The following is a 22,188-nucleotide window of genomic DNA, read 5'->3' as shown; positions in this document are numbered from 1 at the left end:
GCAGCAATAATTACAGCCGCGTTGCGCTGAAGTAATGTTCAGGGTTAGCGATCCTGTCCTGGGCCGCCACGACCTGCAGTTCGTACTCCTGCATCGTTTTGGTGGCGATCATAATCTCATAGACTGCCGCCGTAACGTGCTCCAGCGCCTGCTGCAACGTCGCGCCCTGCAAAAGTTTGACCAGCAATAAACCACTGGTGACATCGCCAACGCCAACTGGCTGACGTGAACCGAAATCCACCAGCGGACGGCTAATATGCCAGGCTTCCTGCGCTGTCACCAGCAGCATTTCAAAGCGTTCTGAACTGTAACCGGCGCGGGCGAGATGTTTTACCAGTACAATTTCTGGCCCCTGAGCAATCAGTTCACGCGCCGCCTGCACGGCGTCATCCACATTATTCACGCTATGTTTGCTGAGAATTTCCAGTTCAATCAGGTTAGGCGCGATAATATCGCTGGCGGGTAGCGCATAACGCACATGGAACTCTGCGACGCCAGGCGCCACGATACAGCCCTTTTCCGGATGCCCCATCACGGGATCGCAGAAATATTTTGCCTGCGGATTTGCCGCTTTAACCTGGCGCACAATACCGAGAATGTGTTCTCCCTGCTCGGCAGATCCCAGGTAACCGCTAAGTACGGCGTCGCAGTGCGCTAACTGGCCAATGTCCGCAATCCCCTGGACAATCTCAGTCAGATGGCTGGGCGGCATGACACAGCCGGTCCATTTACCATATTGCGTGTGGTTAGAAAACTGAACGGTATTCAGCGGCCAAACATTCGCGCCAAGACGGCGCATGGGAAATTCGGCGGCGCTGTTGCCCGCATGTCCGAAAACAACATGGGACTGGATAGCGAGGATATTCTTCATTTTTTTACCTGAACATCAAAAATAAGGGAGTGATTTCTCACTCCCTGTTACTTAATGCCTTATTTCCAGCAAATCAGACAATAGTTCTTTTTGCCGCGACGTAATAAGGTGTAGCGGCCAAACAGACGGTCCTCATCGTTAAAGATGTATTCAGGATCGGATTGTTTTTCACCATTGATAGTGACAGCGTTGGAGGCGATAGTCTTACGCGCCTGACCACGCGACGGCTGGAGTTCGGCGTCTACCAGCGCTTGCATCAGGTCGGCGCCTTTTTCCATTTCAACCATCGGTACGCCGTCCTGCGCCAACTGCTCAAAGTCAGCTTCGCTCAGCGCGCTCAGTGAACCGCTGAACAGGCATTCAGTGATCCGTTTCGCCGCGACCAGCCCCTCTTCACCATGAACCAGGCGCGTCACCTGCTCGGCCAGCACATACTGCGCGCGCGGCGCTTTACCGCTGTTTTTATCTTCTTCTTCCAGGGCATTGATCTCTTCAATGTCCATAAAAGTGAAGAATTTCAGGAAGCGATAAACATCGGCATCTGCGGTGTTAATCCAGAACTGGTAGAATTTGTACGGACTGGTTTTCTTCGGATCCAGCCAGACAGCGCCGCCTTCGGTTTTACCGAATTTCGTGCCGTCAGCTTTGGTGATCAGTGGAACGGTCAAACCAAATACCTGATTCTGGTGCAGGCGACGGGTCAGGTCGATACCGGAAGTGATGTTCCCCCACTGGTCAGAACCGCCAATCTGTAAGGCAACGCCGTGCAGTTTATTCAGACAAGCGAAGTCGTACCCCTGTAGCAGGTTATAAGAGAACTCCGTGAAAGAGATACCCTGATCGTCACGGTTCAGACGCTGCTTCACCGCTTCTTTGTTGATCATCTGATTAACGGAAAAATGTTTACCGATATCGCGCAGGAAAGTCAGCACATTCATGCTGCCGAACCAGTCATAGTTATTGGCCGCGATGGCGGAGTTTTCGCCGCAATCAAAGTCCAGGAATGGGGCAACCTGTTTACGAATTTTCGCCACCCACTCCTGAACGGTCTCTTCAGTGTTCAGTTTACGCTCGGCAGCTTTAAAGCTCGGGTCGCCAATCAGACCGGTCGCGCCGCCTACCAGCGCAACAGGTTTGTGCCCTGCCTGCTGGAAGCGTTTCAGGCATAACAATGGAACCAGATGCCCCAAATGCAAGCTGTCAGCGGTAGGATCGAAGCCGCAATAGAGCGCGATCGGGCCTTGCGCCAGTCGCTCTGCCAACGCGTCTTCGTCCGTCACCTGGGCTACCAGCCCCCGCTCTTGCAATTGTTTAATCAAGTTACTGCTTGCCATCAAAATCTCCATGTATAAAACGACTGCACCTTTGCCGGTACACGACTTTTCGCCAGACGCGAAAGAGACATAGCATAAAACGGCGGATTCATCCGCACCAGTGCTTAAAACAAGATTTTTGCATCTTTAGGGCGCAAGACGGTCGATTTTCCATGCGCCGTCGTCGCGTTGGTATAAAAAGCGATCGTGCAGACGATGTTCGCCGCCCTGCCAGAACTCCATCTGTTCAATACTCACGCGAAAACCGCCCCAGAAGCTGGGTAGCGGCACTTCGCCCTGTTGAAACTTCTGCTTAAGCTCCAGGAATTTGCTTTCGAGGATACCGCGCGCGGAAATGCGGCTGGATTGTTTAGAGACCCATGCGCCGATCTGGCTGTCGCGCGGACGGCTGTGGAAATACCTCACCACCTCAAGAGTGGAGAGACGCTCGGCTTTGCCTGTCACCATCACCTGGCGTTCAAGCATATGCCAGGGAAATAACAGGCTGATACGCGGATTGTGCTCAATTTGATGCGCCTTGCGGCTTCCCAGGTTGGTATAAAAGACCAGGCCTTTTTCATCATAATGCTTGAGCAATACAATACGCTGGTACGGTTGCCCCTTGTCATCTACGGTCGCCACGACCATTGCCGTCGGATCGGCCAGTCGCGCGTCGCACGCTTGCCCAAGCCAGCGCTCAAATAAGGTTAACGGTTCAGCGGGTAAATCGCGGCGACGCAAGCCGCCTTTCGTATATTCACGGCGCAGATGCGCGATCTGCTGCAATTGGTCGTTATCAGACATGGCGTTGATCAGAAATAATCAGTGGGTGGCGCTATTGTGCGCCCCCATACTGAAAATCTCAACGCTTCGGATTTTGTAACTGACAGTTATTAAGCACAATTCTGTCTCGCTTATAGACCGTGGCGCTCTCGCCTTGCGACCAGAAAACATAAATCCCGTCGGTATAACGCGCGCCCGAGGCCGAGATTCCTTGCTTCAGGGTCAGCAGCTTATTGTCATAAACAAAACTGACCTCTTCACGCGGGTTATTGACTTTAACGGTAAGCGGCTTCTCATCACACTGGTATTCCAGCGTATCCGTTTGCATACGTTCAACAAATTGTTGATAAACGCTACAGCCGGTCAGCAGCACAGGTAAACACATTATTGCGATCTTTTTCATAGGCATATCCCGAAAGCTCTCCTGCTTCTGGAAGGGCAAACGCCCCTTCCTGACCTTGCTAGTTTACCGATATAGGGTCCGGGAAAAATTCAGTTAACTCTGAGTTATTGGGTTAGCCGGGTAAATAGCGCCTAAAACACTGGCTTCTGTAGCCCCCGTCACGGAAGGTAAATTTCCCGGCAGGCCCGCGAGCGTTCGCCAGGCAAGCCATGCAAAGGCCAGCGCTTCCATATCATCGCCGCTGATCCCCGCCTTATCGGTGGTCGAAACCTCGATACCGGGCAACAGCGCCGCCAGACGGGCCATCACTAACGGATTCCGGCTTCCGCCGCCACAGACCATCAGCCGCTCGCAGCCGCCATTGAGCAGCACCTGTTGGGCGATGGAGACCGCCGTCAGCTCCGCCAGCGTGGCCTGTACATCGCGCGCGTCTGCGCCAGGGAAAGCCGTAAGATGACGCTCTAACCAGCCATAGTTGAAATATTCGCGTCCTGTACTTTTGGGCGCCGACGCAGCAAAGTACGGATCGCGCAACATCTTTTGCAGCAATGGAAGAATAACCTGACCTTCTTTCGCCCATGCCGCGTCTTTGTCGTAGGGCTGCGCGCATTGTCGCCAAATCCACGCATCCATCAACATATTACCCGGCCCCGTGTCGTACCCGCGCACCGCCTGTCCGGGGAAAAGCAGAGATAAATTGGCGATGCCGCCGATATTCAGGACCATACGTTTTTCCGTCGGATGTCCCAACAGCGCGTGATGGAAAGCAGGCACCAACGGCGCGCCTTGTCCGCCCAGCGCAATATCCCGCCGCCGAAAATCGCCGACCACTGTAATCCCCGTATGGGCGACGATGTGATTATTATCGCCAATTTGCAGCGTATGCGGGGCCTCGCCGGTCGGTTCATGCCAGACCGTTTGCCCATGACAACCAATGGCGACGATATCCCGCGGCTGCAAACGTTGTCGCGCTAACAGCGCATTAACCGCCTGTGCAAAAAGCCGGCCTAACTGGGTATCCAGCTGGCCGAGTTGCGAGAGCGTAAGCGGCTGTCCCTGGCAAATATCGAGAATGCCTTTTTTCAGATGAACGGGAATAGGCCAGGTGAGACTTGCCTGTTGCGCAACCATAGTTTCATCAATTGCCGCCAGTACAACATCCACGCCATCAAGGCTGGTTCCGGACATAACGCCAATAAAACGGCCCGATTTCATACCTCTTCCTTTTAAGCTGGGTTAAGCCTTAACACTCGGCATAACGTATTTTGTAATGCTATGCCCACGTCACGTTTTTTGCCGTGTCGTCCACGGATATCAATGACCTATCTTTTCTTGCTTCCGACTTCGTTTAAGATTGGTTAATTAACTTCTGATTATGATTTTTACATTCTTTCAGCAGAAGATATGACCTTAACTGCATAAATGCCATATAATTTAGCTATAGGGATGCTGACATAGCGTTTCGTGAAGAACAGGAGATGGGTAAATGATTAAACGTGTACTGGCCGTTTCACTGATGGGGTTATCCTTAGCTGGGTGTGTTAACAATGATAGCCTTTCGGGTGATGTTTATACCGCATCCGAGGCTAAACAAGTTCAGAATGTAACGTACGGTACTATCGTTAACGTTCGTCCGGTTCAAATTCAGGGCGGTGATGATTCTAACGTGATTGGCGCTATCGGCGGCGCGGTGTTGGGCGGATTCCTCGGCAACACTATCGGCGGCGGTACGGGTCGTTCACTGGCGACCGCGGCAGGCGCGGTGGCTGGCGGCGTAGCGGGCCAGGGCGTCCAGAGCGCAATGAATAAAACCCAGGGTGTGGAACTGGAAATTCGTAAAGACGATGGCAACACCATTATGGTTGTGCAGAAACAAGGAAATACGCGTTTCTCGGCAGGTCAGCGTGTCGTGCTGGCCAGCAACGGCAGCCAGGTTACCGTCTCTCCACGCTAAACCAGGCTTTACGTGTGGTCACATGGCCACACGTATGCCCCTGCACCTCAATCGTGAGAGTGCAATTCCATAATATTGTGTTCAAGTTTGGCGATAAGTTTAATCAGAAGCTCAATCTCCTCTGAAGAAATCCCAGCCAAAATTTCACCGCGCGTTTTATGAATGACCGCTTCCATCTCAGCGATCAGCGGCTCCGCTTTCTCGGTCAGTTTAATGCGCTTAGCGCGACGATCGCTGGCGCAGGTTTGCCGCGAAATTAGCCCCTTATCTTCAAGTTGATCCAACGTGCGTACCAGCGATGGCTGCTCAATGCCTATCGCTTTAGCCAATTGAATCTGCGACTGGTCAGGCGGCAATTGATGAATATTGTGCAACGTGACCCAATGTGTCTGCGTCAATTCCAGAGGCTTGAGGCGATGGTCAATCAGAGCACGCCAAATGCGCACCAACCGTGCCAGATCAGAACCTAGTGGCGATTCCAATTTCATCTCCTTATAATTAGCTTGCTAAGTTATTATGCTGATTTTAGAATAGTGTGCAGTATTTGTATTCTCAAAACAAATGTATTGCTAAATTTGCTTACCAATAGACATTTTTTCAGACATAGTGCGCACCTGGCACCTGTAGCTTCAGTTTTGGCTAAAACTAAAGCATCGATGTCTGACGCAAAGGAACATTGCTTGTGAAGTGTATACTCAACGCCACAGGATTGCCCTTACAAGATCTCATGTTGGGAGCATCTGTTTACTTTCCGCCATTCTTTAAAGCCTTTGCGCTTGGGTTCGTTATCTGGTTGTTTATTCACCGACTCCTGCGTGACCGGATATACTCTGATGAAATCTGGCATCCCCTGTTAATGGATCTCTCCCTCTTTACGCTTTGCGTATGTCTGGGCCTCGTTTTACTGATCGCGTGGTAAATATGTCGTTAAAAACAATAAAATATTTTTCTACTCTCATTGTCGCCGTCGTCGCCGTTCTGGCCGCATGGTGGTTATGGAATTACTATATGCAGTCACCGTGGACGCGCGATGGTAAAATCCGCGCGGAACAGGTCAGCGTAACGCCGCAGGTTTCTGGCAGCATTACCCAACTCAATATCAAAGATAATCAGTTCGTCAACGCCGGGGACGTTCTTTTTGTCATTGATAAAACGCCCTTCCATATTGCAGAACTTAACGCGCAGGCGCAGTTGGCCAAAGCGCAGTCCGATCTGGCAAAAGCGAATAATGAAGCCGATCGACGTCGACATTTATCGCGTAACTACATCTCTGCTGAAGATCTGGATAGCGCCAATCTGAATGTTAAAGCGATGCAGGCCAGCGTAGATGTCGCACTGGCGACGTTAAAACAGGCGCAGTGGCAGCTTAGCCAGACGGAAGTAAAAGCGCCGGTATCCGGCTGGGTGACCAACCTTTCCACGCGTACCGGTGATTATGCCAGTACCGGTAAGCCACTTTTCGCCCTGGTAGATAGCCATTCATTTTATGTAATGGGATATTTCGAAGAAACCAAACTACGCCATATCCGCGAAGGTGAGCCTGCATTAATAACACTGTATAGTGGCAATGTTAAGTTACAGGGTCACGTTGGCAGTATCGGGCGCGCTATTTACGACCAAAGCGTGGAAAGTGACTCCGGTTTAGTGCCCGATATTAAACCCAACGTACCGTGGGTACGTCTGGCGCAACGCGTACCGGTACGTATCGAATTTGACGCTTTGCCGCAGGATATCACGCTCGTCTCCGGCACTACCTGCAGCGTAGCCATTGGGCAGCGGTAATGAAACTCTCCCTGCCAGCCCTGCGAAATACGCCCTGGTTTAAAGCGACCTCCGGCCAGTGGCGTTACGCGTTGCGCAATACCATTGCCATGTGTCTCGCGCTGACATTCGCTTATTATCTCAATCTGGATGAGCCCTACTGGGCGATGACTTCGGCCGCAGTGGTGAGCTTTCCGACCGTAGGCGGCGTAATCAGTAAAAGTCTGGGGCGTATTGCCGGGAGTTTACTCGGCGCGACCGCCGCGTTGATTATTGCCGGCCATACGCTGAATGAACCCTGGTTGTTCTTATTTAGCATGGCCGTCTGGATCGGTTTTTGTACCTGGGCCTGCGCGCATTTTACCAATAATGCCGCTTATGCTTTCCAGTTGTCCGGCTACACGGCGGCGATCATCGCGTTCCCGATGGTTAATATTGTAGAAATCACGCAGTTGTGGGATATCGCCCAGGCACGTGTATGTGAAGTTATCGTCGGCATCCTCTGTGGCGGCATGATGATGATGATCCTACCCAGCACATCGGATGGTACCGCCCTGCTCACCGCGTTGAAAAACATGCATGCGCGCTTGCTGGAACATGCCAGTCTACTGTGGCAGCCGGAGACTACCGACGCTATCCGCTCCGCGCATGAGGGGGTCATTGGGCAAATCCTGACCATGAACCTGCTGCGTATTCAGGCCTTCTGGAGTCACTACCGTTTTCGCCGCCAGAATGCATTGCTAAATGCATTGTTACACCAGCAATTACGGCTAACCAGCGTGATCTCCAGTCTGCGTAGAATGCTTTTAAATTGGCCGACGCCGCCGGAAAACAGCCGCGAAGTCATTGAACAACTCTTAGCTGAGTTGGCAAAACCGCGCGCGGACAGCTACACCGTGGCGCGGATTATTGCGCCGCTACGCCCGCAGGATGAACAGGATTATCGTCACCTCGCGTTCTGGCAGCGATTACGCTATTTTTGCCAGCTATATCTGCGCAGCAGCCGTCAGTTATATCTGATCGAAAGCGGCGCGCCGGTAGATCAAATCCATATCCGCCGCACTCCCGGCCTTGCGCGGCATACGGATAACGCAGAGGCCATCTGGAGCGGCGTGCGTACCTTTTGCACGCTCACGGTAATTGGCGCCTGGAGTATTGGCGCGCAATGGGAATCCGGGCCCGGCGCATTAACCCTGGCGGCGATCAGTTGCGTCCTCTACTCCATCGTCGCCACGCCGTTTAAGTCGCTTTCCTTATTGATGCGTACTTTAGTGCTGCTGTCCTTATTCAGCTTCGTGGTGAAATTTGGCCTGATGGTGCAAATCACCGATCTGTGGCAATTCTTGCTTTTCCTTTTTCCGCTGTTCGTCACGATGCAACTGCTTAAACTGCAGATGCCTAAGCTGGCGGGACTGTGGGGGCAGCTTATCGTTTTTATGGGCTCATTCATCGCCGTGACCAATCCACCGGTGTACGACTTCGCCGACTTCCTTAACGATAATACCGCCAAGATCGTCGGCGTCGCGATTTCCTGGCTGGCGTTTGCGATTTTGCGCCCCGGTTCCGATGCCGTAAAAAGCCGCCGCCATATCCGCGCGCTACGCCGGGATTTCGTCGATCAGCTTAGCCGTCACCCTTCCCATAACGAAAGCGAGTTTGAATCGCTGACCTATCATCACGTCAGTCAGCTCAGCAATAGTCAGGATGCGCTGGCGCGCCGGTGGTTATTACGTTGGGGAGTGGTGCTGCTGAACTGCTCGCATGTGGTGTGGCAGCTGCGCGCCTGGGAGTCGCGTTCCGATCCGCTTTCCCGGGTGCGGGATATTTGTATATCCCTGCTGCGCGATGTGATGAGCGAGCGCGGCGTGCAGCAACGCCCGCTTGCCGTCACGCTACAGGAATTACAGCGTATCTGCGACACGCTCGCACATCATCATCAACCCGCCGCGCATGAGCTGGCGGCGATTATCTGGCGTTTACACTGTTCGCTGTCGCAGCTGGAACAGGCTCCAGCGCAGGGAACACTGTCTCCGGGTTATTTAATGACGCCGCAGGCGTAACGCATTCCGCCGCCGCCGAGCGGTTTCGGCTGATCGGACATGTTATCGCCGCCCACATGGATCATGAGCGCTTTATCTTTCACTTCATCAAGAGACTTCAGACGTGGCGCAGTAACCGGTTCGGTGGCGATACCATCATTATTAACGACTAACACCGGGAGGTCGCCCAGATGCCCCTGGCCTTCCGGCCCTTCATGCTTGCCGGTATTTTGTGGGTCCAGATGACCACCAGCGGCTTCTGCGGCAACCGCTTTGCCGTCTTTAATCGCGGGCTGGCAGCTACCGTTGGCATGAATGTGAAAACCATGCTCGCCCGGCGGCAACGCTTTAAGGTGTGGGGTAAATTTTAAGCCGCCTTCGGTTTCATCGATGACGACGGTGCCGATAGACTGTCCTACGCCTTGCGCCGTCACCAGATTCATCTCTACTTTCTCGCTGGCGGCCTGCGCACCCGCACAGGCCAGCAGCGTCACCATCGCTAAACTTAATCGCTTCATAAAACCTCCGTTACATGTGGTCGCCTGTTAAGTGTAAACCACTGGCGAAAACATGTACGGAAAGTCAACGAGTTGGCGATTACGGCACGTCATAACCCAGTGCCGCCTTGCGGATTCGGAACCACTGTTGACGCGTCAATGACAGCGTTTCCGCTTCTAATGCGGCGCGTACGCGTTCGATTTTACCCGAGCCAATAATCGGCAGCGGCTGCGACGGCAAACGTAAAATCCAGGCATAGACCACCTGTTCAATAGAACTGGCGTTGAGTTCTTGCGCGATAACGGAAAGTTCCTGGCGCAACGGCTGATAAGCCTCATCATTAAACAGCCGACCGCCGCCAAGACATGACCAGGCCATCGGACGAATACGCAGTTGCTGTAATTGATCTAATGTGCCGTCCAGCAACAAAGGCTGATGAACCGGCGAGATCTCTACCTGGTTGGTCGCCAGGGTGAAAGGCAGGCGCGATTGCAGCAACGTAAATTGTGCTGGCGTAAAATTAGAAACGCCAAAATGGCGCACTTTGCCGCTTTGGTGCAGATGTTGAAACGCCTCGGCGACGTCATCCGCATCCATTAACGGATCGGGACGGTGAATTAACAACATATCCAGATAATCTGTCGCCAGATTTTTTAATGACTGTTCGGCGCTCAGAATAATATGGCGGCGATCGGTAATATAATGACCGAGCCTATTTTCCGCTCTGGCGGTGGTCGCAATACCGCATTTGGTAACGATTTGCAGTTTTTCCCGCAAATGCGGCGCCAGCGTTAGCGCCTCGCCAAACGCCGCTTCGCACTGATAACCGCCATAAATGTCCGCATGGTCAACGGTAGTGACGCCCAAATCCAGATGTTCTTCGATAAAACTCACTAACTGACGCGCGGACATACTCCAGTCCATCAAACGCCAGTAACCCATGACAAAACGCGAAAATTCCGGGCCTTGTGGAGCGATGGTGACACGCTGAACCATAACAGATTCCTCATAGAGAATAATGAGGTTGAGTATACGCAATTCCGCGTTTAAAAGAGTGAAGGTTGTTGAGGATCTTCCGATGGGAGAGGCTTATTTGCGCGTATTTTACGCAAGAAACGCTGGCGACAAAGCCGCAGTACATTTTGTTTCTCGGCATCGCTCATTTTTTGCCAGTTAAACCGTTCGTCGCGGCTGCGCATACATCCCCGACAAAAGCCACGCTCATCAGACTGGCAGATACCGCGACATGGGCTTGCTACAGGAAAAAACTCCAACTGCTCGGCCACATCCCCTCCTCAACGTTTGGCGCTTATGACTATTGAAGACGCTAACTGACATTATGGCAACTCTGTTTGCAGTAGACCGACTGGTCTACTATACTGCCTGTCATGAATAAGCAAACCGAACACGATACCCGCGAACATCTGCTGGCCACCGGCGAGCAGCTTTGTATGCAACGGGGTTTTACCGGCATGGGGCTTAGCGAGTTGCTCAAAACCGCCCAGGTGCCTAAAGGGTCGTTTTATCACTACTTTCGCTCGAAAGAAGCCTTCGGCGTCGCCATGCTTGAGCGACATTACGCCTGCTATCATCAGCGTCTTACGGCGCACTTCACCTCCGGTCCCGGTAATCATCGCGATCGTCTTCTCGCCTGGTATCAGGAAACGTTAAAGCAGTTTTGCCAGCAAGGCGCCATTAGCGGTTGCCTGACGGTGAAACTGTCAGCGGAGGTCTGCGATCTGTCGGAGGATATGCGCTCTACGATGGATAAAGGGGCGCAGGAGATCATGGCACTGCTTGCACGCGCGCTGGAAGATGGCCGTAATAGCCACTGTTTACATTTCACCGGCCAGCCGTTGCCACAGGCGCAGGTACTTTATGCCCTGTGGCTGGGCGCCAATTTGCAGGCCAAAATATCCCGTAGCGCCGCGCCGCTGGAAAATGCGTTGGCGCATGTTAAGACCATCATTGCAACGCCTGAGCAGTAACGGGCGTTTTTATTTCCTTTATTACAAGACGACCGGTCTACTTATATCAGGAGCCACTATGTCATCAGCAAAACTGTTTACCCCCCTCAAGGTGGGTGCCATCACGGCGACAAATCGCGTATTTATGGCGCCTTTGACGCGTTTGCGGAGTATTGAACCGGGCGACATTCCTACGCCGTTAATGGCGGAATATTACCGTCAACGCGCCAGCGCTGGATTGATCATCAGCGAAGCCACACAAATCTCCGCACAGGCGAAAGGCTATGCCGGCGCACCGGGATTACACAGCGATGAGCAGATCGCCGCCTGGAAAAAAATCACTCAGGGAGTCCATACCCAGGGCGGCCATATGGCGGTGCAACTGTGGCATACGGGCCGTATTTCACACGCCAGCCTGCAACCAGGCGGACAAGCGCCCGTCGCGCCATCCGCTATCAATGCGGGAACCCGCACCTCTTTGCGTGACGAAAACGGCCAGGCCATCCGCGTAGAGACTTCCACGCCGCGCGCGCTGGATACTCACGAGATCCCCGGGATCGTCAACGATTTCCGCCAGGCTATCGCCAATGCCCGAGAGGCAGGCTTCGATCTGGTGGAGCTGCACTCCGCGCATGGTTATCTGCTGCACCAGTTCCTCTCACCGTCTTCTAATCACCGTACCGATCGGTACGGCGGCAGCGTAGAGAATCGCGCCCGTCTGGTGCTGGAGGTGGTTGATGCCGGCATTAAGGAATGGGGCGCGGACCGTATCGGCATCCGCCTTTCTCCTGTCGGCACTTTCCAGAATGTCGATAACGGCCCGAATGAAGAAGCTGACGCCCTTTATCTGATTGAAGCGTTAGGCAAACGCGGCATCGCTTATCTGCATATGTCTGAACCAGACTGGGCGGGCGGCGAACCGTACAGCGACGCGTTCCGTGAAAAAGTGCGCGCGCGTTTCCACGGTCCCATCATCGGCGCTGGCGCCTATACGCCAGAAAAAGCGGAAGATCTGATCGAAAAAGGGCTGATTGACGCCGTGGCGTTTGGTCGCGATTACATCGCTAACCCGGATCTGGTGGCGCGTCTGCAACGTAAAGCGGAACTTAATCCACAGCGTCCCGAAAGTTTTTATGGCGGCGGCGCGGAAGGCTACACTGACTACCCTACTCTGTAATTTCATTGATAGCGGCCTCACATCGCCGCTATACTTTGAATATCTTGACTATTTTAAGGACAACGAAAATGCGTTTATTGCATACTATGCTGCGCGTCGGCGATTTGCAGCGTTCCATCGCTTTTTACACTAACGTTCTGGGCATGAAATTGCTGCGTACCAGTGAGAATCCGGAATACAAATACTCGCTGGCCTTTGTGGGATATGGTCCGGAAACGGAAGAAGCGGTCATCGAACTAACCTATAACTGGGGCGTTGAGAGCTACGACATGGGCAATGCGTATGGGCATATCGCGCTGAGCGTTGACAATGCTGCTGAAGCCTGTGAACGCATTCGTCAGAACGGCGGTAACGTGACCCGTGAAGCGGGGCCGGTAAAAGGCGGTTCGACCATCATCGCCTTCGTTGAAGATCCGGATGGCTATAAAATCGAATTGATTGAAGCTAAAGACGCAGGCCGCGGTCTGGGTAACTGATCCCCCGCCGGGCGCAGGTCACTGCGCCCGTTGTTTTACTGCATCCCGGCGTAAAATTTGCCATAATACGCGCTGCATTTTTTCGTATTAAGAGACTCAGATGTCCGATAACGCTCAACTTTCCGGTCTGTGCGACCGTTTTCGTGGTTTTTATCCTGTCGTCATCGACGTTGAAACTGCAGGATTTAACGCTAAAACCGATGCGCTGCTCGAAATCGCCGCCATCACGCTGAAAATGGATGAACAAGGCTGGCTGATGCCGGACATGACGCTGCATTTCCATGTGGAGCCGTTCGCTGGAGCCAACTTACAGCCGGAAGCGCTTGCGTTTAACGGTATCGATCCCTCTAACCCGCTACGCGGCGCGGTGAGTGAATATGAGGCGCTACACGCTATTTTCAAAATGGTGCGTAAAGGTATCAAAGACAGCGGTTGTAGCCGCGCCATTATGGTCGCGCATAACGCCACTTTTGATCACAGTTTTATGATGGCCGCCGCAGAGCGCGCCTCGCTGAAACGTAACCCGTTTCATCCGTTCGTCACCTTTGATACTGCGGCATTGAGCGGACTGGCGCTGGGACAAACGGTGTTATCAAAAGCGTGCCTGGCGGCAGGTATGGAGTTTGACGGTGAAAAAGCCCATTCCGCTTTGTATGATACCGAGCGGACAGCGGTGCTGTTTTGTGAAATCGTCAATCGCTGGAAGCGCCTGGGCGGCTGGCCGTTACCTTTGTCGACGGACAAATAACGAGGCTAACAACGCCGCTCTTGCTTTCTATGGCAGTAAAAAAGCGACCTTTACAGGTCGCTTTCCCCTTTCACAGATTACTCTGCGTCCGGCTCCTGAGTTTTATATTTTGCAGCAGTTTCTTTAATAAGCTGCTGCAGCTCACCACGCTGATACATTTCAATCACAATATCACACCCGCCGACCAGCTCGCCGTCTACCCACAGTTGTGGGAATGTCGGCCAGTTGGCGTATTTCGGTAATTCAGCGCGAATATCCGGGTTTTGCAGGATATCAACATAGGCAAAACGTTCCCCGCAGGCTGAAAGCGCCTGAACGGCCTGCGCAGAGAAACCACAGCTTGGCAGTTTCGGTGAACCTTTCATATACAGGAGAATCGGGTTTTCAGCGATCTGGCGCTGAATTTTTTCGATAGTGGTGCTCATTGTCTCGCTTCCTTAAACTACTTTTACGACTGAAGCCTGTCATTGTAACGGGTCAGGCTGGCAACGGAAAATAACATTTTCATCATGCCTTATTATTTTACCGTCTGCGGGAATAAGTTGTATACAAAATATCTTTTAAGCGGGTTGCCGCTCAGTGATTTGTAGATAACGCGTTCGTGTTTAGCATTAATTGCTATATTTTTACATCTGTTAACGAAACACAGCTTCAGAAACCAAAAGCAATTACCAATCTGTGCTTTTGTAGATTAGAATTATCAGGTTTTGTAAATCATACGCAGGCATGAATCGCCTGCCTTTAACAGAGGATTGCTCAGTGGCGCGGATAAACAAAATCTCGATCACGCTCTGTGCTTTACTTTTTACTACTCTCCCTTTTACGCCAATGGCCCATGCTTCCAGGCAAGCCAAAGCGACGCCTGCTGTTTCTCATGTCACGAAAACGGCAGATAAAAAGAAAAGCACAACGAAAAAGATCAGTAAGACCAGCAAAAAAAACGTAAAAAAAACCTCAAAAACCAGCCGTTCTTCTTCCGCTTCTACGCCAAAACGTACCACCGCCTCCACGAAATCTCGTCATACGACACATCGTCGTAACAGAACCGCGCCCACGTCAATCGCCGCCCTCGACGTAACGGAAAAATGCACGACGCGTAAAGGCCGTAAGCCGCACTGCGTGAAGGGGAAAGGAACATTGCCGGTCTCTATTGCCGATGCGCATCGTGCAAAAGTACAAAAAGCGACGAAAACCGCGATGTCCAAGCTCATGAACCAGATTGGTAAACCGTATCACTGGGGAGGTGCGTCGCCGCGCACCGGTTTTGATTGCAGCGGTCTGGTTTATTATGCCTATAAAGATTTAGTGAAGATCCGTATCCCCCGAACGGCGAATGAGATGTATCACCTGCGTGACGCGGCGCCTATTGAGCGTAGCGAGTTGAAAAACGGCGATCTGGTGTTCTTTCGTACGCAGGGACGCGGCACCGCCGATCACGTTGGCGTCTATGTCGGCAACGGTAAGTTTATCCAGTCTCCGCGCAGCGGCCAGGAAATTAAGATCACCTCACTGAACGAAGAGTACTGGCAACGTCATTATGTCGGCGCCCGCCGGGTGATGACGCCTAAAACAATTCGCTAATATTTTATCCTGTCGTTTAACGACAGGATAACTTCTTCTTTTGCGCCACCTCTCAATTTGCTACCCTATCCTTACGCGCACCAGGGGTATTGTGCGTGCGCAATATTAATAATAAGGAGAGAAGCAATGTCGTTCGAATTACCTGCATTACCGTATGCCAAAGATGCTCTGGCGCCGCATATTTCTGCTGAGACGCTGGAATATCACTATGGCAAACATCATCAGACTTACGTGACCAATCTTAACAATTTGATCAAAGGCACGGCGTTTGAAGGCAAATCGCTGGAAGAGATCGTGCGCGCCTCCGAAGGCGGTATCTTTAATAACGCCGCTCAGGTATGGAACCACACCTTCTACTGGAACTGCCTGGCGCCAAACGCTGGCGGCGAACCGACCGGGAAACTGGCTGATGCTATCGCGGCATCTTTTGGCAGCTTCGCGGAATTTAAAGCGCAGTTCACCGATGCCGCTATCAAAAACTTTGGTTCCGGATGGACATGGCTGGTAAAAAGCGCTGATGGCAAACTGGCTATCGTTTCTACCTCAAATGCCGGTACGCCGCTGACTACGGATGCAATGCCGTTGCTGACGGTTGATGTGTGGGAACACGCGTATTACATCGACTACCGCAACGCCCGTCCAAACTATCTGGAGCATTTCTGGGCGCTGGTTAACTGGGAATTTGTTGCGAAAAATCTCGCCGCATAAGTCTGAGTACGCAGAAGGTACGCCTTCTGCGTTTTAGAGAGGGATAGAATAGAGGAGACGCCCACCCTCAGAAGAGAGGAAATCAGTGCAGAGCGGCCGTTAATCCACCTGCGACAATCACGCCCAGAACAATCAGCGTAGTAATCAACGAAAATTTCAGGTCGGTACTCATCAAGTTTTCTCCTTTTTATTCCCACACAAAAAGTGATATAGCGCATTTTTGCACATTCCCGCACAAAAATCTCTCATGTTTTATATTGATAACTGTTTTTAACGCTTCCCCTTTTCCTCAAGATCAGACAAAATTCCAGGCTTACTGAATTAGCGTAACGGCCATTGACCCCTTCCTGACGTTCCGTGTCGTTTTTCCGGCGTGCCGCAACCCTGATGTTGCGATTAGGGTGTGTGTAGGCAAACGTTTACCTGGCGTTTCTCAGGAGCTTAGCGAGGGTCTGGAGTGAAATGTAATGGCAACAATTAAAGATGTAGCGAAACGGGCAAACGTTTCCACTACAACTGTATCACACGTAATCAACAAAACGCGTTTTGTCGCTGAAGAAACGCGTAACGCGGTCTGGGCGGCAATTAAAGAGCTGCACTACTCTCCCAGCGCCGTCGCGCGTAGCCTGAAGGTTAACCATACCAAGTCGATAGGCTTACTGGCGACCAGCAGCGAAGCGGCCTATTTTGCCGAAATTATCGAGGCAGTTGAAAAAAACTGTTTCCAGAAAGGCTATACGCTGATTTTAGGCAACGCCTGGAATAACCTGGAAAAACAGCGCGCCTACCTGTCCATGATGGCGCAAAAGCGCGTGGATGGCCTGCTGGTGATGTGTTCTGAGTATCCAGAACCTCTGCTTTCCATGCTGGAAGAGTATCGCCATATTCCGATGGTGGTGATGGACTGGGGTGAAGCGAAGGCCGATTTTACCGACACGGTGATTGATAACGCCTTTGCAGGCGGCTATATGGCGGGTCGTTATCTGGTTGAACGCGGCCACCGGGATATCGGCGTTATTCCCGGCCCGCTGGAGCGCAACACCGGCGCGGGGCGGCTGGCAGGCTTTATGAAAGCCATGGAGGAGGCGCTGATCAACGTGCCGGACAACTGGATTGTTCAGGGCGACTTCGAGCCGGAATCCGGTTACCACGCGATGCAGCAAATCTTATCGCAGTCACATCGCCCTACCGCCGTTTTCTGCGGCGGCGATATTATGGCGATGGGCGCGCTTTGCGCGGCTGACGAAATGGGGCTTCGCGTACCGCAGGACGTTTCGGTGATCGGTTATGACAATGTGCGTAACGCCCGTTTCTTTACCCCGGCGCTGACGACGATTCACCAGCCCAAAGACTCTTTAGGTGAAACCGCATTTAATATGCTATTGGATCGCATCGTCAATAAGCGTGAAGAGTCACAGTCTATTGAAGTTCATCCACGCCTGGTTGAGCGTCGCTCGGTCGCTGACGGCCCGTTCCGCGACTATCGGCGTTAATCCCCACTGTCGGGAGCCTCTTCTGGCTCCCGCAGCCACTCCCGATTCAACGTTTCGCTATCGCCCAAATAGTCCAGCAGCCATGCCAGCGCGGGCGAGGCTTCGTTTTGCTGCCACGTCACGCAACAGGCCGCATCGGGAAACGGATTCTCTAACGTCAGCGCCACCCATTTTCCGCTGTCTATCCACTGTCGGGCAAAATGCGTCGGCACCATTCCCACGCATAGTCCTGCCGACAGGCAGGTTGCCGATGACTCCCAGTCCGGTACGACGACCCTTTTTTGGTTATCCAGCAGCCAGGTAATCCGTTTCGGTAAGGTTCGCGAAGTGTCTTCCCTGACCAGCGACGGCCAGTTGCGCAGGGTATCATCGCTTAACGGCCCAGGCATCGACGCCAGCGGGTGATCGCTTGCCACTACGCAGCTCCAGCTCAGGGTCCCCATATCCCGAAAAGCGTAACGCCCCCCTACCGGAATCGCCTGCGTCGCCCCAATCGCCAGTTCGACACGCCCGTCGGAGAGCGCGTCCCAGACGCCGTTAAACACCTCCTGAAAAACCAGCAGTTCCACATCGTCAAAATGGCGATAGAAATCGACGATCATCTGCCGGGTACGTTCTGGTCTGACGATATTGTCCACCGCAATAGCTAACTGCCCGCGCCAGCCATTAGCAATTTGCTGACACTGTTGGCGAGTGATCTGCATTTTTTTGATAACAGAACGCCCTTCTTTTAAAAACCAGACGCCAGCAGGCGTCAGTTCAACATCACGGTGACGTCGTACAAAAAGCGGTACGGCCAGCCACTCCTCTAACTGACGAACGGTGTAACTGACTGCTGAAGGCACACGGTGCAGTTCCTGCGCCGCCGCGCTAAAACTGCCATTGCGCGCTACGGCGTCAACCACTTCAAGCGAGTATTCCGACCACATAATTTGCCTACAAAAATTTTGAATTCATTGGACAAATATTAACGTTTCACAACCGTAATTTCACTCCCTACACTCTGCGACAATGTCTGTCTGATAAGAAAGAGAAACAAATATGCAACCTGGAAAAGGTTTTTTAGTCTGGTTAGCCGGTCTTAGCGTACTGGGATTTCTGGCTACGGACATGTACCTGCCCGCGTTTGCCGCCATACAGGCGGATTTACAAACGCCTGCCGCCGCGGTCAGCGCCAGCCTCAGCCTGTTTTTAGCTGGCTTTGCCGTCGCGCAACTCCTCTGGGGACCGCTATCGGATCGTTATGGCCGTAAACCGATTTTACTGCTGGGGTTATCTATCTTTGCACTCGGAAGTCTGGGGATGCTGTGGGTAGAAAGCGCGGCAGCACTGCTGACGCTGCGCTTCGTGCAGGCCGTCGGCGTTTGCGCGGCAACGGTAATCTGGCAAGCGCTGGTGACCGATTATTATCCTTCGCAAAAAATTAACCGTATCTTCGCCACGATCATGCCACTGGTGGGCTTATCCCCGGCGCTTGCGCCCTTACTGGGAAGCTGGATACTGACGCATTTCTCATGGCAGGCGATTTTCGCCACCCTGTTCGTGATTACGTTGTTGCTGATGTTGCCGGCGCTGCGCTTAAAACCATCGGTAAAAGCGCGTACCGAGGGACAGGATAAACTCACTTTCGTGACGTTGTTACGCTCTAAAACCTATCGCGGTAATGTGCTGATTTATGCCGCCTGTTCCGCCAGCTTTTTTGCGTGGCTAACAGGGTCCCCGTTTATTCTCAGCGCGATGGGTTACAGCCCGGCAGTGATTGGCCTGAGCTATGTTCCGCAAACCATCGCTTTTCTGATTGGCGGATATGGTTGCCGCGCGGCGCTACAAAAATGGCAGGGCTACCAATTGCTTCCGTGGCTGTTAGGGCTGTATGCGCTGAGCGTTATCGCCACCTGGGGAGCGGGCCTTCTGAATAATGCCTCACTGGTGAAGATCCTGATTCCTTTCTGCGTAATGGCGATTGCTAATGGCGCCATCTACCCTATCGTCGTCGCGCAAGCGTTACGCCCTTTCCCTCAAGCCACGGGACGCGCTGCGGCGCTACAAAATACGCTGCAACTGGGGTTATGTTTCCTGGCAAGCCTGGTGGTTTCATGGCTCATCAGCACGCCGCTGCTGACCACCACCAGCGTAATGCTCTCTACCGTTGTTCTGGCGGCGTTAGGTTACAAAATGCAGTCTCATGCAGATTGCGCTGAGTCCGAATTTCCCCATGCCAATGTCGCCCACGACAAGTCTCACTAAAGACTTGTTAACCGCTGGTAATTAGCACGCTAACAATTTTCGGTTGAATCATCAAAAATTGCGGCCTATACTGATTCCCGATTGTTTATATTACGATAATTATTAGGCATTAACGGGAACCGGAGCGTTCCCGATTCACCATGGATGGCCTTTTCGGCAAGGGCTCCTCCCTTCCTCTGTTCTACGTCGGATAACTGGCTCACGGAATTTTCCGTGGGATTTCTCACAAAGCCAAAAAAGCGTCTACGCTGTTTTAAGGTTCTGATCACCGTCCAGTGATGGAGAAACTATGAGTTCATCGTGTATAGAAGAAGTCAGCGTACCGGATGATAACTGGTACCGAATCGCCAACGAATTGTTAAGTCGCGCGGATATTACAATTAATGGTTCCGCCCCGTCTGACATTCGTGTTAAGAATCCCGATTTTTTTAAACGCGTCCTTCAGGAAGGATCGTTGGGGTTAGGTGAGAGTTACATGGATGGCTGGTGGGAATGCGAGCGTCTGGATATTTTCTTCAGCAAAGTCTTACGTGCCGGTCTTGAAAATCAACTCCCCCACCATGTTAAAGATACGCTCCGTATCCTCGGCGCGCGTCTGATTAATCTACAAAGTAAAAAACGCGCCTGGATTGTCGGCAAGGAACATTACGATCTTGGTAATGACCTTTTTTCCCGTATGCTCGATCCCTATATGCAATATTCTTGCGCCTACTGGAAAGATGCCGATACGCTGGAAGCGGCACAGCAAGCCAAGCTGAAATTAATTTGCGAAAAGCTACAGCTACAACCGGGGATGCGTGTGCTGGATATCGGCTGCGGCTGGGGCGGCCTGTCGCAATATATGGCGACCCATTATGGCGTTAGCGTGGTGGGCGTAACGATCTCCGCTGAACAACAAAAAATGGCGCAGACGCGTTGCGAAGGTCTGGATGTCTCCATTCTCCTGGAAGATTATCGCGACCTTAACGATCAGTTTGACCGAATCGTCTCTGTCGGCATGTTCGAACATGTCGGGCCAAAAAACTACAACACCTATTTTGACGTTGTTGACAGGAATTTAAAACCGGATGGTCTTTTCCTGCTCCATACTATTGGTTCTAAAAAAACCGATCATAATGTCGATCCGTGGATCAATAAGTATATTTTCCCCAACGGTTGCTTGCCGTCTGTTCGTCAAATCGCCGAGGCCAGCGAATCACACTTTGTAATGGAAGACTGGCATAACTTTGGCGCCGACTATGACACGACTCTGATGGCGTGGCACGAGCGCTTTATCAATGCCTGGCCAGAGATTGCGGGCAATTATAACGAGCGCTTTAAACGTATGTTCAGCTATTATCTCAACGCCTGCGCGGGTGCGTTTCGCGCGCGTGATATTCAGCTTTGGCAGGTGGTATTTACGCGCGGCGTTGAAAACGGTCTGCGCGTTCCTCGCTAATCATCTCCCCCGCATTTCATGCGGGGGAATCTTATTTTCCGTTAGCCAATGTCGGCCTGATTTCTGACCGCATTTTCTCGTGTAGCCAGTACGCGTTCTACGGTATCGACAACCGCCTGCGTTTGCGGATCGATCTCGATATTCACACGCTCACCCAGTTTTTTTCTGCCAAGCGTAGTACGTTCCAGCGTTTCCGGAATGAGATGCACGCAGAAGCGCGTTGGCGTTACCTCGCCGACGGTCAAACTGATACCGTCAACGCCGATAAAGCCTTTGTACAGGATATACTTCATCAGGGACGCATCCTGCACTTTAAACCACACCTGATGGTTATTTTCGGAGGTCAGGATTTTCGCGATCTCCGCCGTCGTAATAATATGCCCCGACATCAGATGACCACCGATTTCATCGCTGAATTTGGCGGCGCGCTCTACGTTGACCTCATCACCTACCCTCAACGCGCCCAGATTGGTGATGCGCAACGTTTCTTTCATCAGATCAAAACTTATCTGGTTGCCGTTTATTTCAGTCACCGTCAAACAGCATCCGTTATGCGCTACCGACGCCCCCGTCTCCAGCCCCTCCAGCATGTAGTCCGGTAACGTCACCACATGGGTGCGAAAGTTGGGTTTTTCATCAATCGATACCAGTTTCGCGGTACCCTGTACGATCCCCGTAAACATATCTTCAACTCCTGAAATAAATAAAAGCAGAACTGTTCAGCACAATAG

At 52.3% G+C, this 22,188-nt stretch carries 26 protein-coding genes; 13 read left to right on the top strand and 13 right to left on the bottom strand.

Annotated features, from left to right (window positions below; all coding sequences use genetic code 11):
- Positions 1 to 10: 10 nt before the first annotated feature.
- From pdxY to anmK, 5 genes are all read right to left on the bottom strand, one after another.
- On the bottom strand, positions 11 to 871 hold the full coding sequence (gene pdxY, locus ACLJRS_RS03260) for a pyridoxal kinase PdxY (RefSeq protein WP_000789732.1): 861 nt from the start codon (positions 869 to 871) through the stop codon (positions 11 to 13).
- A gap of 59 nt (positions 872 to 930) precedes the next feature.
- Entirely contained in the window at positions 931 to 2,205 is a 1,275-nt protein-coding gene (gene tyrS / locus ACLJRS_RS03255) for a tyrosine--tRNA ligase (RefSeq protein WP_000168626.1), read from the bottom strand.
- A gap of 126 nt (positions 2,206 to 2,331) precedes the next feature.
- Positions 2,332 to 2,988 carry a pyridoxamine 5'-phosphate oxidase gene (gene pdxH / locus ACLJRS_RS03250; RefSeq protein ID WP_001282334.1) on the bottom strand — a complete coding sequence of 219 codons (657 nt, stop codon included), beginning with the start codon at positions 2,986 to 2,988 and terminating at the stop codon, positions 2,332 to 2,334.
- Between the two features lie 58 nt (positions 2,989 to 3,046).
- A complete protein-coding gene (mliC, locus tag ACLJRS_RS03245; RefSeq protein ID WP_001132086.1) occupies positions 3,047 to 3,376 on the bottom strand; it encodes a C-type lysozyme inhibitor in 330 nt (109 codons plus the stop codon).
- An 87-nt stretch (positions 3,377 to 3,463) separates the two neighbouring features.
- On the bottom strand, positions 3,464 to 4,585 hold the full coding sequence (gene anmK, locus ACLJRS_RS03240; RefSeq protein ID WP_000835028.1) for an anhydro-N-acetylmuramic acid kinase: 1,122 nt from the start codon (positions 4,583 to 4,585) through the stop codon (positions 3,464 to 3,466).
- A 271-nt stretch (positions 4,586 to 4,856) separates the two neighbouring features.
- On the opposite strand from anmK, the gene slyB reads away from it, so the two are divergent.
- Complete coding sequence (slyB, locus tag ACLJRS_RS03235; protein WP_000597179.1) at positions 4,857 to 5,324, top strand: outer membrane lipoprotein SlyB; 468 nt, start codon at positions 4,857 to 4,859, stop codon at positions 5,322 to 5,324.
- 47 nt (positions 5,325 to 5,371) lie between these two features.
- On the opposite strand, the gene slyA is transcribed toward slyB, so the two are convergent.
- The gene (gene slyA, locus ACLJRS_RS03230) at positions 5,372 to 5,812 is read right to left on the bottom strand and encodes a transcriptional regulator SlyA (RefSeq protein WP_000764551.1); all 441 of its coding nucleotides are present in this window, start codon (positions 5,810 to 5,812) and stop codon (positions 5,372 to 5,374) included.
- Between the two features lie 194 nt (positions 5,813 to 6,006).
- On the opposite strand from slyA, the gene ACLJRS_RS03225 reads away from it, so the two are divergent.
- Genes ACLJRS_RS03225 through ACLJRS_RS03215 form a run of 3 tightly spaced genes read left to right on the top strand, consistent with a single transcriptional unit; the run spans position 6,007 to position 9,145 of the window.
- On the top strand, positions 6,007 to 6,243 hold the full coding sequence (locus ACLJRS_RS03225) for a DUF1656 domain-containing protein (protein WP_000649755.1): 237 nt from the start codon (positions 6,007 to 6,009) through the stop codon (positions 6,241 to 6,243).
- Between the two features lie 2 nt (positions 6,244 to 6,245).
- On the top strand, positions 6,246 to 7,106 hold the full coding sequence (locus tag ACLJRS_RS03220) for an HlyD family secretion protein (protein WP_001538147.1): 861 nt from the start codon (positions 6,246 to 6,248) through the stop codon (positions 7,104 to 7,106).
- On the top strand, positions 7,106 to 9,145 hold the full coding sequence (locus tag ACLJRS_RS03215) for an FUSC family protein (RefSeq protein ID WP_000777638.1): 2,040 nt from the start codon (positions 7,106 to 7,108) through the stop codon (positions 9,143 to 9,145). Before ACLJRS_RS03220 ends, ACLJRS_RS03215 begins: the two co-directional genes overlap by 1 nt.
- On the opposite strand, the gene sodC2 is transcribed toward ACLJRS_RS03215, so the two are convergent.
- The 3 genes from sodC2 to ACLJRS_RS03200 all read right to left on the bottom strand — a co-directional run bounded on the left by sodC2 (position 9,121) and on the right by ACLJRS_RS03200 (position 10,908).
- On the bottom strand, positions 9,121 to 9,642 hold the full coding sequence (gene sodC2 / locus ACLJRS_RS03210) for a superoxide dismutase [Cu-Zn] SodC2 (protein WP_000826820.1): 522 nt from the start codon (positions 9,640 to 9,642) through the stop codon (positions 9,121 to 9,123). The genes ACLJRS_RS03215 and sodC2 overlap by 25 nt on opposite strands.
- A 79-nt stretch (positions 9,643 to 9,721) precedes the next feature.
- Positions 9,722 to 10,618 carry an aldo/keto reductase family oxidoreductase gene (locus ACLJRS_RS03205; protein ID WP_000250733.1) on the bottom strand — a complete coding sequence of 299 codons (897 nt, stop codon included), beginning with the start codon at positions 10,616 to 10,618 and terminating at the stop codon, positions 9,722 to 9,724.
- A gap of 50 nt (positions 10,619 to 10,668) precedes the next feature.
- A complete protein-coding gene (locus tag ACLJRS_RS03200) occupies positions 10,669 to 10,908 on the bottom strand; it encodes a DUF1289 domain-containing protein (protein WP_001538148.1) in 240 nt (79 codons plus the stop codon).
- 102 nt (positions 10,909 to 11,010) lie between these two features.
- Here ACLJRS_RS03200 and ACLJRS_RS03195 point away from each other — a divergent pair, with 102 nt between their 5' ends.
- The 4 genes from ACLJRS_RS03195 to rnt all read left to right on the top strand — a co-directional run bounded on the left by ACLJRS_RS03195 (position 11,011) and on the right by rnt (position 13,990).
- The gene (locus ACLJRS_RS03195) at positions 11,011 to 11,610 is read left to right on the top strand and encodes a TetR/AcrR family transcriptional regulator (RefSeq protein WP_001041823.1); all 600 of its coding nucleotides are present in this window, start codon (positions 11,011 to 11,013) and stop codon (positions 11,608 to 11,610) included.
- 58 nt (positions 11,611 to 11,668) lie between these two features.
- Positions 11,669 to 12,766 (top strand): alkene reductase, encoded by a 1,098-nt coding sequence (locus tag ACLJRS_RS03190; RefSeq protein ID WP_000092946.1) that lies wholly within the window; start codon positions 11,669 to 11,671, stop codon positions 12,764 to 12,766.
- A gap of 68 nt (positions 12,767 to 12,834) precedes the next feature.
- A complete protein-coding gene (gene gloA, locus ACLJRS_RS03185) occupies positions 12,835 to 13,242 on the top strand; it encodes a lactoylglutathione lyase (protein ID WP_001237787.1) in 408 nt (135 codons plus the stop codon).
- Between the two features lie 100 nt (positions 13,243 to 13,342).
- Positions 13,343 to 13,990, top strand: coding sequence for a ribonuclease T (gene rnt / locus ACLJRS_RS03180; RefSeq protein WP_001282268.1), 648 nt, complete (start codon positions 13,343 to 13,345; stop codon positions 13,988 to 13,990).
- Positions 13,991 to 14,067: 77 nt separating this feature from the next.
- On the opposite strand, the gene grxD is transcribed toward rnt, so the two are convergent.
- Positions 14,068 to 14,415: a monothiol glutaredoxin 4 gene (gene grxD / locus ACLJRS_RS03175; RefSeq protein ID WP_000108176.1), complete on the bottom strand. Its 348-nt coding sequence runs from the start codon at positions 14,413 to 14,415 to the stop codon at positions 14,068 to 14,070.
- 334 nt (positions 14,416 to 14,749) lie between these two features.
- Here grxD and ACLJRS_RS03170 point away from each other — a divergent pair, with 334 nt between their 5' ends.
- Together ACLJRS_RS03170 and sodB are read left to right on the top strand one after the other, a co-directional pair.
- Positions 14,750 to 15,571 carry a C40 family peptidase gene (locus ACLJRS_RS03170; RefSeq protein WP_001520344.1) on the top strand — a complete coding sequence of 274 codons (822 nt, stop codon included), beginning with the start codon at positions 14,750 to 14,752 and terminating at the stop codon, positions 15,569 to 15,571.
- A 126-nt stretch (positions 15,572 to 15,697) separates the two neighbouring features.
- Complete coding sequence (gene sodB, locus ACLJRS_RS03165) at positions 15,698 to 16,279, top strand: superoxide dismutase [Fe] (RefSeq protein WP_000007292.1); 582 nt, start codon at positions 15,698 to 15,700, stop codon at positions 16,277 to 16,279.
- Between the two features lie 82 nt (positions 16,280 to 16,361).
- Here sodB and ACLJRS_RS03160 read toward each other — a convergent pair whose 3' ends face one another.
- Positions 16,362 to 16,451 carry a YnhF family membrane protein gene (locus ACLJRS_RS03160; protein ID WP_000102277.1) on the bottom strand — a complete coding sequence of 30 codons (90 nt, stop codon included), beginning with the start codon at positions 16,449 to 16,451 and terminating at the stop codon, positions 16,362 to 16,364.
- A 295-nt stretch (positions 16,452 to 16,746) separates the two neighbouring features.
- On the opposite strand from ACLJRS_RS03160, the gene purR reads away from it, so the two are divergent.
- Complete coding sequence (gene purR, locus ACLJRS_RS03155; RefSeq protein WP_000190992.1) at positions 16,747 to 17,772, top strand: HTH-type transcriptional repressor PurR; 1,026 nt, start codon at positions 16,747 to 16,749, stop codon at positions 17,770 to 17,772.
- On the opposite strand, the gene punR is transcribed toward purR, so the two are convergent.
- Complete coding sequence (gene punR, locus ACLJRS_RS03150; protein ID WP_000269523.1) at positions 17,769 to 18,701, bottom strand: DNA-binding transcriptional activator PunR; 933 nt, start codon at positions 18,699 to 18,701, stop codon at positions 17,769 to 17,771. The genes purR and punR overlap by 4 nt on opposite strands.
- Before the next feature lie 112 nt (positions 18,702 to 18,813).
- On the opposite strand from punR, the gene punC reads away from it, so the two are divergent.
- Together punC and cfa are read left to right on the top strand one after the other, a co-directional pair.
- Complete coding sequence (punC, locus tag ACLJRS_RS03145; RefSeq protein WP_410957747.1) at positions 18,814 to 20,019, top strand: purine nucleoside transporter PunC; 1,206 nt, start codon at positions 18,814 to 18,816, stop codon at positions 20,017 to 20,019.
- A 289-nt stretch (positions 20,020 to 20,308) separates the two neighbouring features.
- Positions 20,309 to 21,457, top strand: coding sequence for a cyclopropane fatty acyl phospholipid synthase (gene cfa, locus ACLJRS_RS03140; RefSeq protein ID WP_000098878.1), 1,149 nt, complete (start codon positions 20,309 to 20,311; stop codon positions 21,455 to 21,457).
- Positions 21,458 to 21,498: 41 nt separating this feature from the next.
- Here the strand turns inward: cfa and ACLJRS_RS03135 are convergent, their stop codons facing one another.
- Positions 21,499 to 22,140, bottom strand: a complete 642-nt coding sequence (locus tag ACLJRS_RS03135) for a riboflavin synthase (RefSeq protein ID WP_000493972.1) — start codon at positions 22,138 to 22,140, stop codon at positions 21,499 to 21,501.
- Between the last annotated feature and the right edge of the window lie 48 nt (positions 22,141 to 22,188).

The organism is Salmonella sp. SAL00670, assembly GCF_046552235.1.
Taxonomy (GTDB): domain Bacteria; phylum Pseudomonadota; class Gammaproteobacteria; order Enterobacterales; family Enterobacteriaceae; genus Salmonella; species Salmonella enterica.
Note: the sequence above shows the minus strand (reverse complement) of the source record. Positions and strands in the feature narration are given on the sequence as shown.

Coding starts and splice junctions, on each gene's coding strand:
- pdxY (WP_000789732.1), bottom strand. CDS start 871: ATGAAGAATATCCTCGCTATCCAGTCCCATGTTGTTTTCGGACATGCG.
- tyrS (WP_000168626.1), bottom strand. CDS start 2,205: ATGGCAAGCAGTAACTTGATTAAACAATTGCAAGAGCGGGGGCTGGTA.
- pdxH (WP_001282334.1), bottom strand. CDS start 2,988: ATGTCTGATAACGACCAATTGCAGCAGATCGCGCATCTGCGCCGTGAA.
- mliC (WP_001132086.1), bottom strand. CDS start 3,376: ATGCCTATGAAAAAGATCGCAATAATGTGTTTACCTGTGCTGCTGACC.
- anmK (WP_000835028.1), bottom strand. CDS start 4,585: ATGAAATCGGGCCGTTTTATTGGCGTTATGTCCGGAACCAGCCTTGAT.
- slyB (WP_000597179.1), top strand. CDS start 4,857: ATGATTAAACGTGTACTGGCCGTTTCACTGATGGGGTTATCCTTAGCT.
- slyA (WP_000764551.1), bottom strand. CDS start 5,812: ATGAAATTGGAATCGCCACTAGGTTCTGATCTGGCACGGTTGGTGCGC.
- ACLJRS_RS03220 (WP_001538147.1), top strand. CDS start 6,246: ATGTCGTTAAAAACAATAAAATATTTTTCTACTCTCATTGTCGCCGTC.
- ACLJRS_RS03215 (WP_000777638.1), top strand. CDS start 7,106: ATGAAACTCTCCCTGCCAGCCCTGCGAAATACGCCCTGGTTTAAAGCG.
- sodC2 (WP_000826820.1), bottom strand. CDS start 9,642: ATGAAGCGATTAAGTTTAGCGATGGTGACGCTGCTGGCCTGTGCGGGT.
- ACLJRS_RS03205 (WP_000250733.1), bottom strand. CDS start 10,618: ATGGTTCAGCGTGTCACCATCGCTCCACAAGGCCCGGAATTTTCGCGT.
- ACLJRS_RS03195 (WP_001041823.1), top strand. CDS start 11,011: ATGAATAAGCAAACCGAACACGATACCCGCGAACATCTGCTGGCCACC.
- ACLJRS_RS03190 (WP_000092946.1), top strand. CDS start 11,669: ATGTCATCAGCAAAACTGTTTACCCCCCTCAAGGTGGGTGCCATCACG.
- gloA (WP_001237787.1), top strand. CDS start 12,835: ATGCGTTTATTGCATACTATGCTGCGCGTCGGCGATTTGCAGCGTTCC.
- rnt (WP_001282268.1), top strand. CDS start 13,343: ATGTCCGATAACGCTCAACTTTCCGGTCTGTGCGACCGTTTTCGTGGT.
- grxD (WP_000108176.1), bottom strand. CDS start 14,415: ATGAGCACCACTATCGAAAAAATTCAGCGCCAGATCGCTGAAAACCCG.
- sodB (WP_000007292.1), top strand. CDS start 15,698: ATGTCGTTCGAATTACCTGCATTACCGTATGCCAAAGATGCTCTGGCG.
- ACLJRS_RS03160 (WP_000102277.1), bottom strand. CDS start 16,451: ATGAGTACCGACCTGAAATTTTCGTTGATTACTACGCTGATTGTTCTG.
- purR (WP_000190992.1), top strand. CDS start 16,747: ATGGCAACAATTAAAGATGTAGCGAAACGGGCAAACGTTTCCACTACA.
- punR (WP_000269523.1), bottom strand. CDS start 18,701: ATGTGGTCGGAATACTCGCTTGAAGTGGTTGACGCCGTAGCGCGCAAT.
- punC (WP_410957747.1), top strand. CDS start 18,814: ATGCAACCTGGAAAAGGTTTTTTAGTCTGGTTAGCCGGTCTTAGCGTA.
- cfa (WP_000098878.1), top strand. CDS start 20,309: ATGAGTTCATCGTGTATAGAAGAAGTCAGCGTACCGGATGATAACTGG.
- ACLJRS_RS03135 (WP_000493972.1), bottom strand. CDS start 22,140: ATGTTTACGGGGATCGTACAGGGTACCGCGAAACTGGTATCGATTGAT.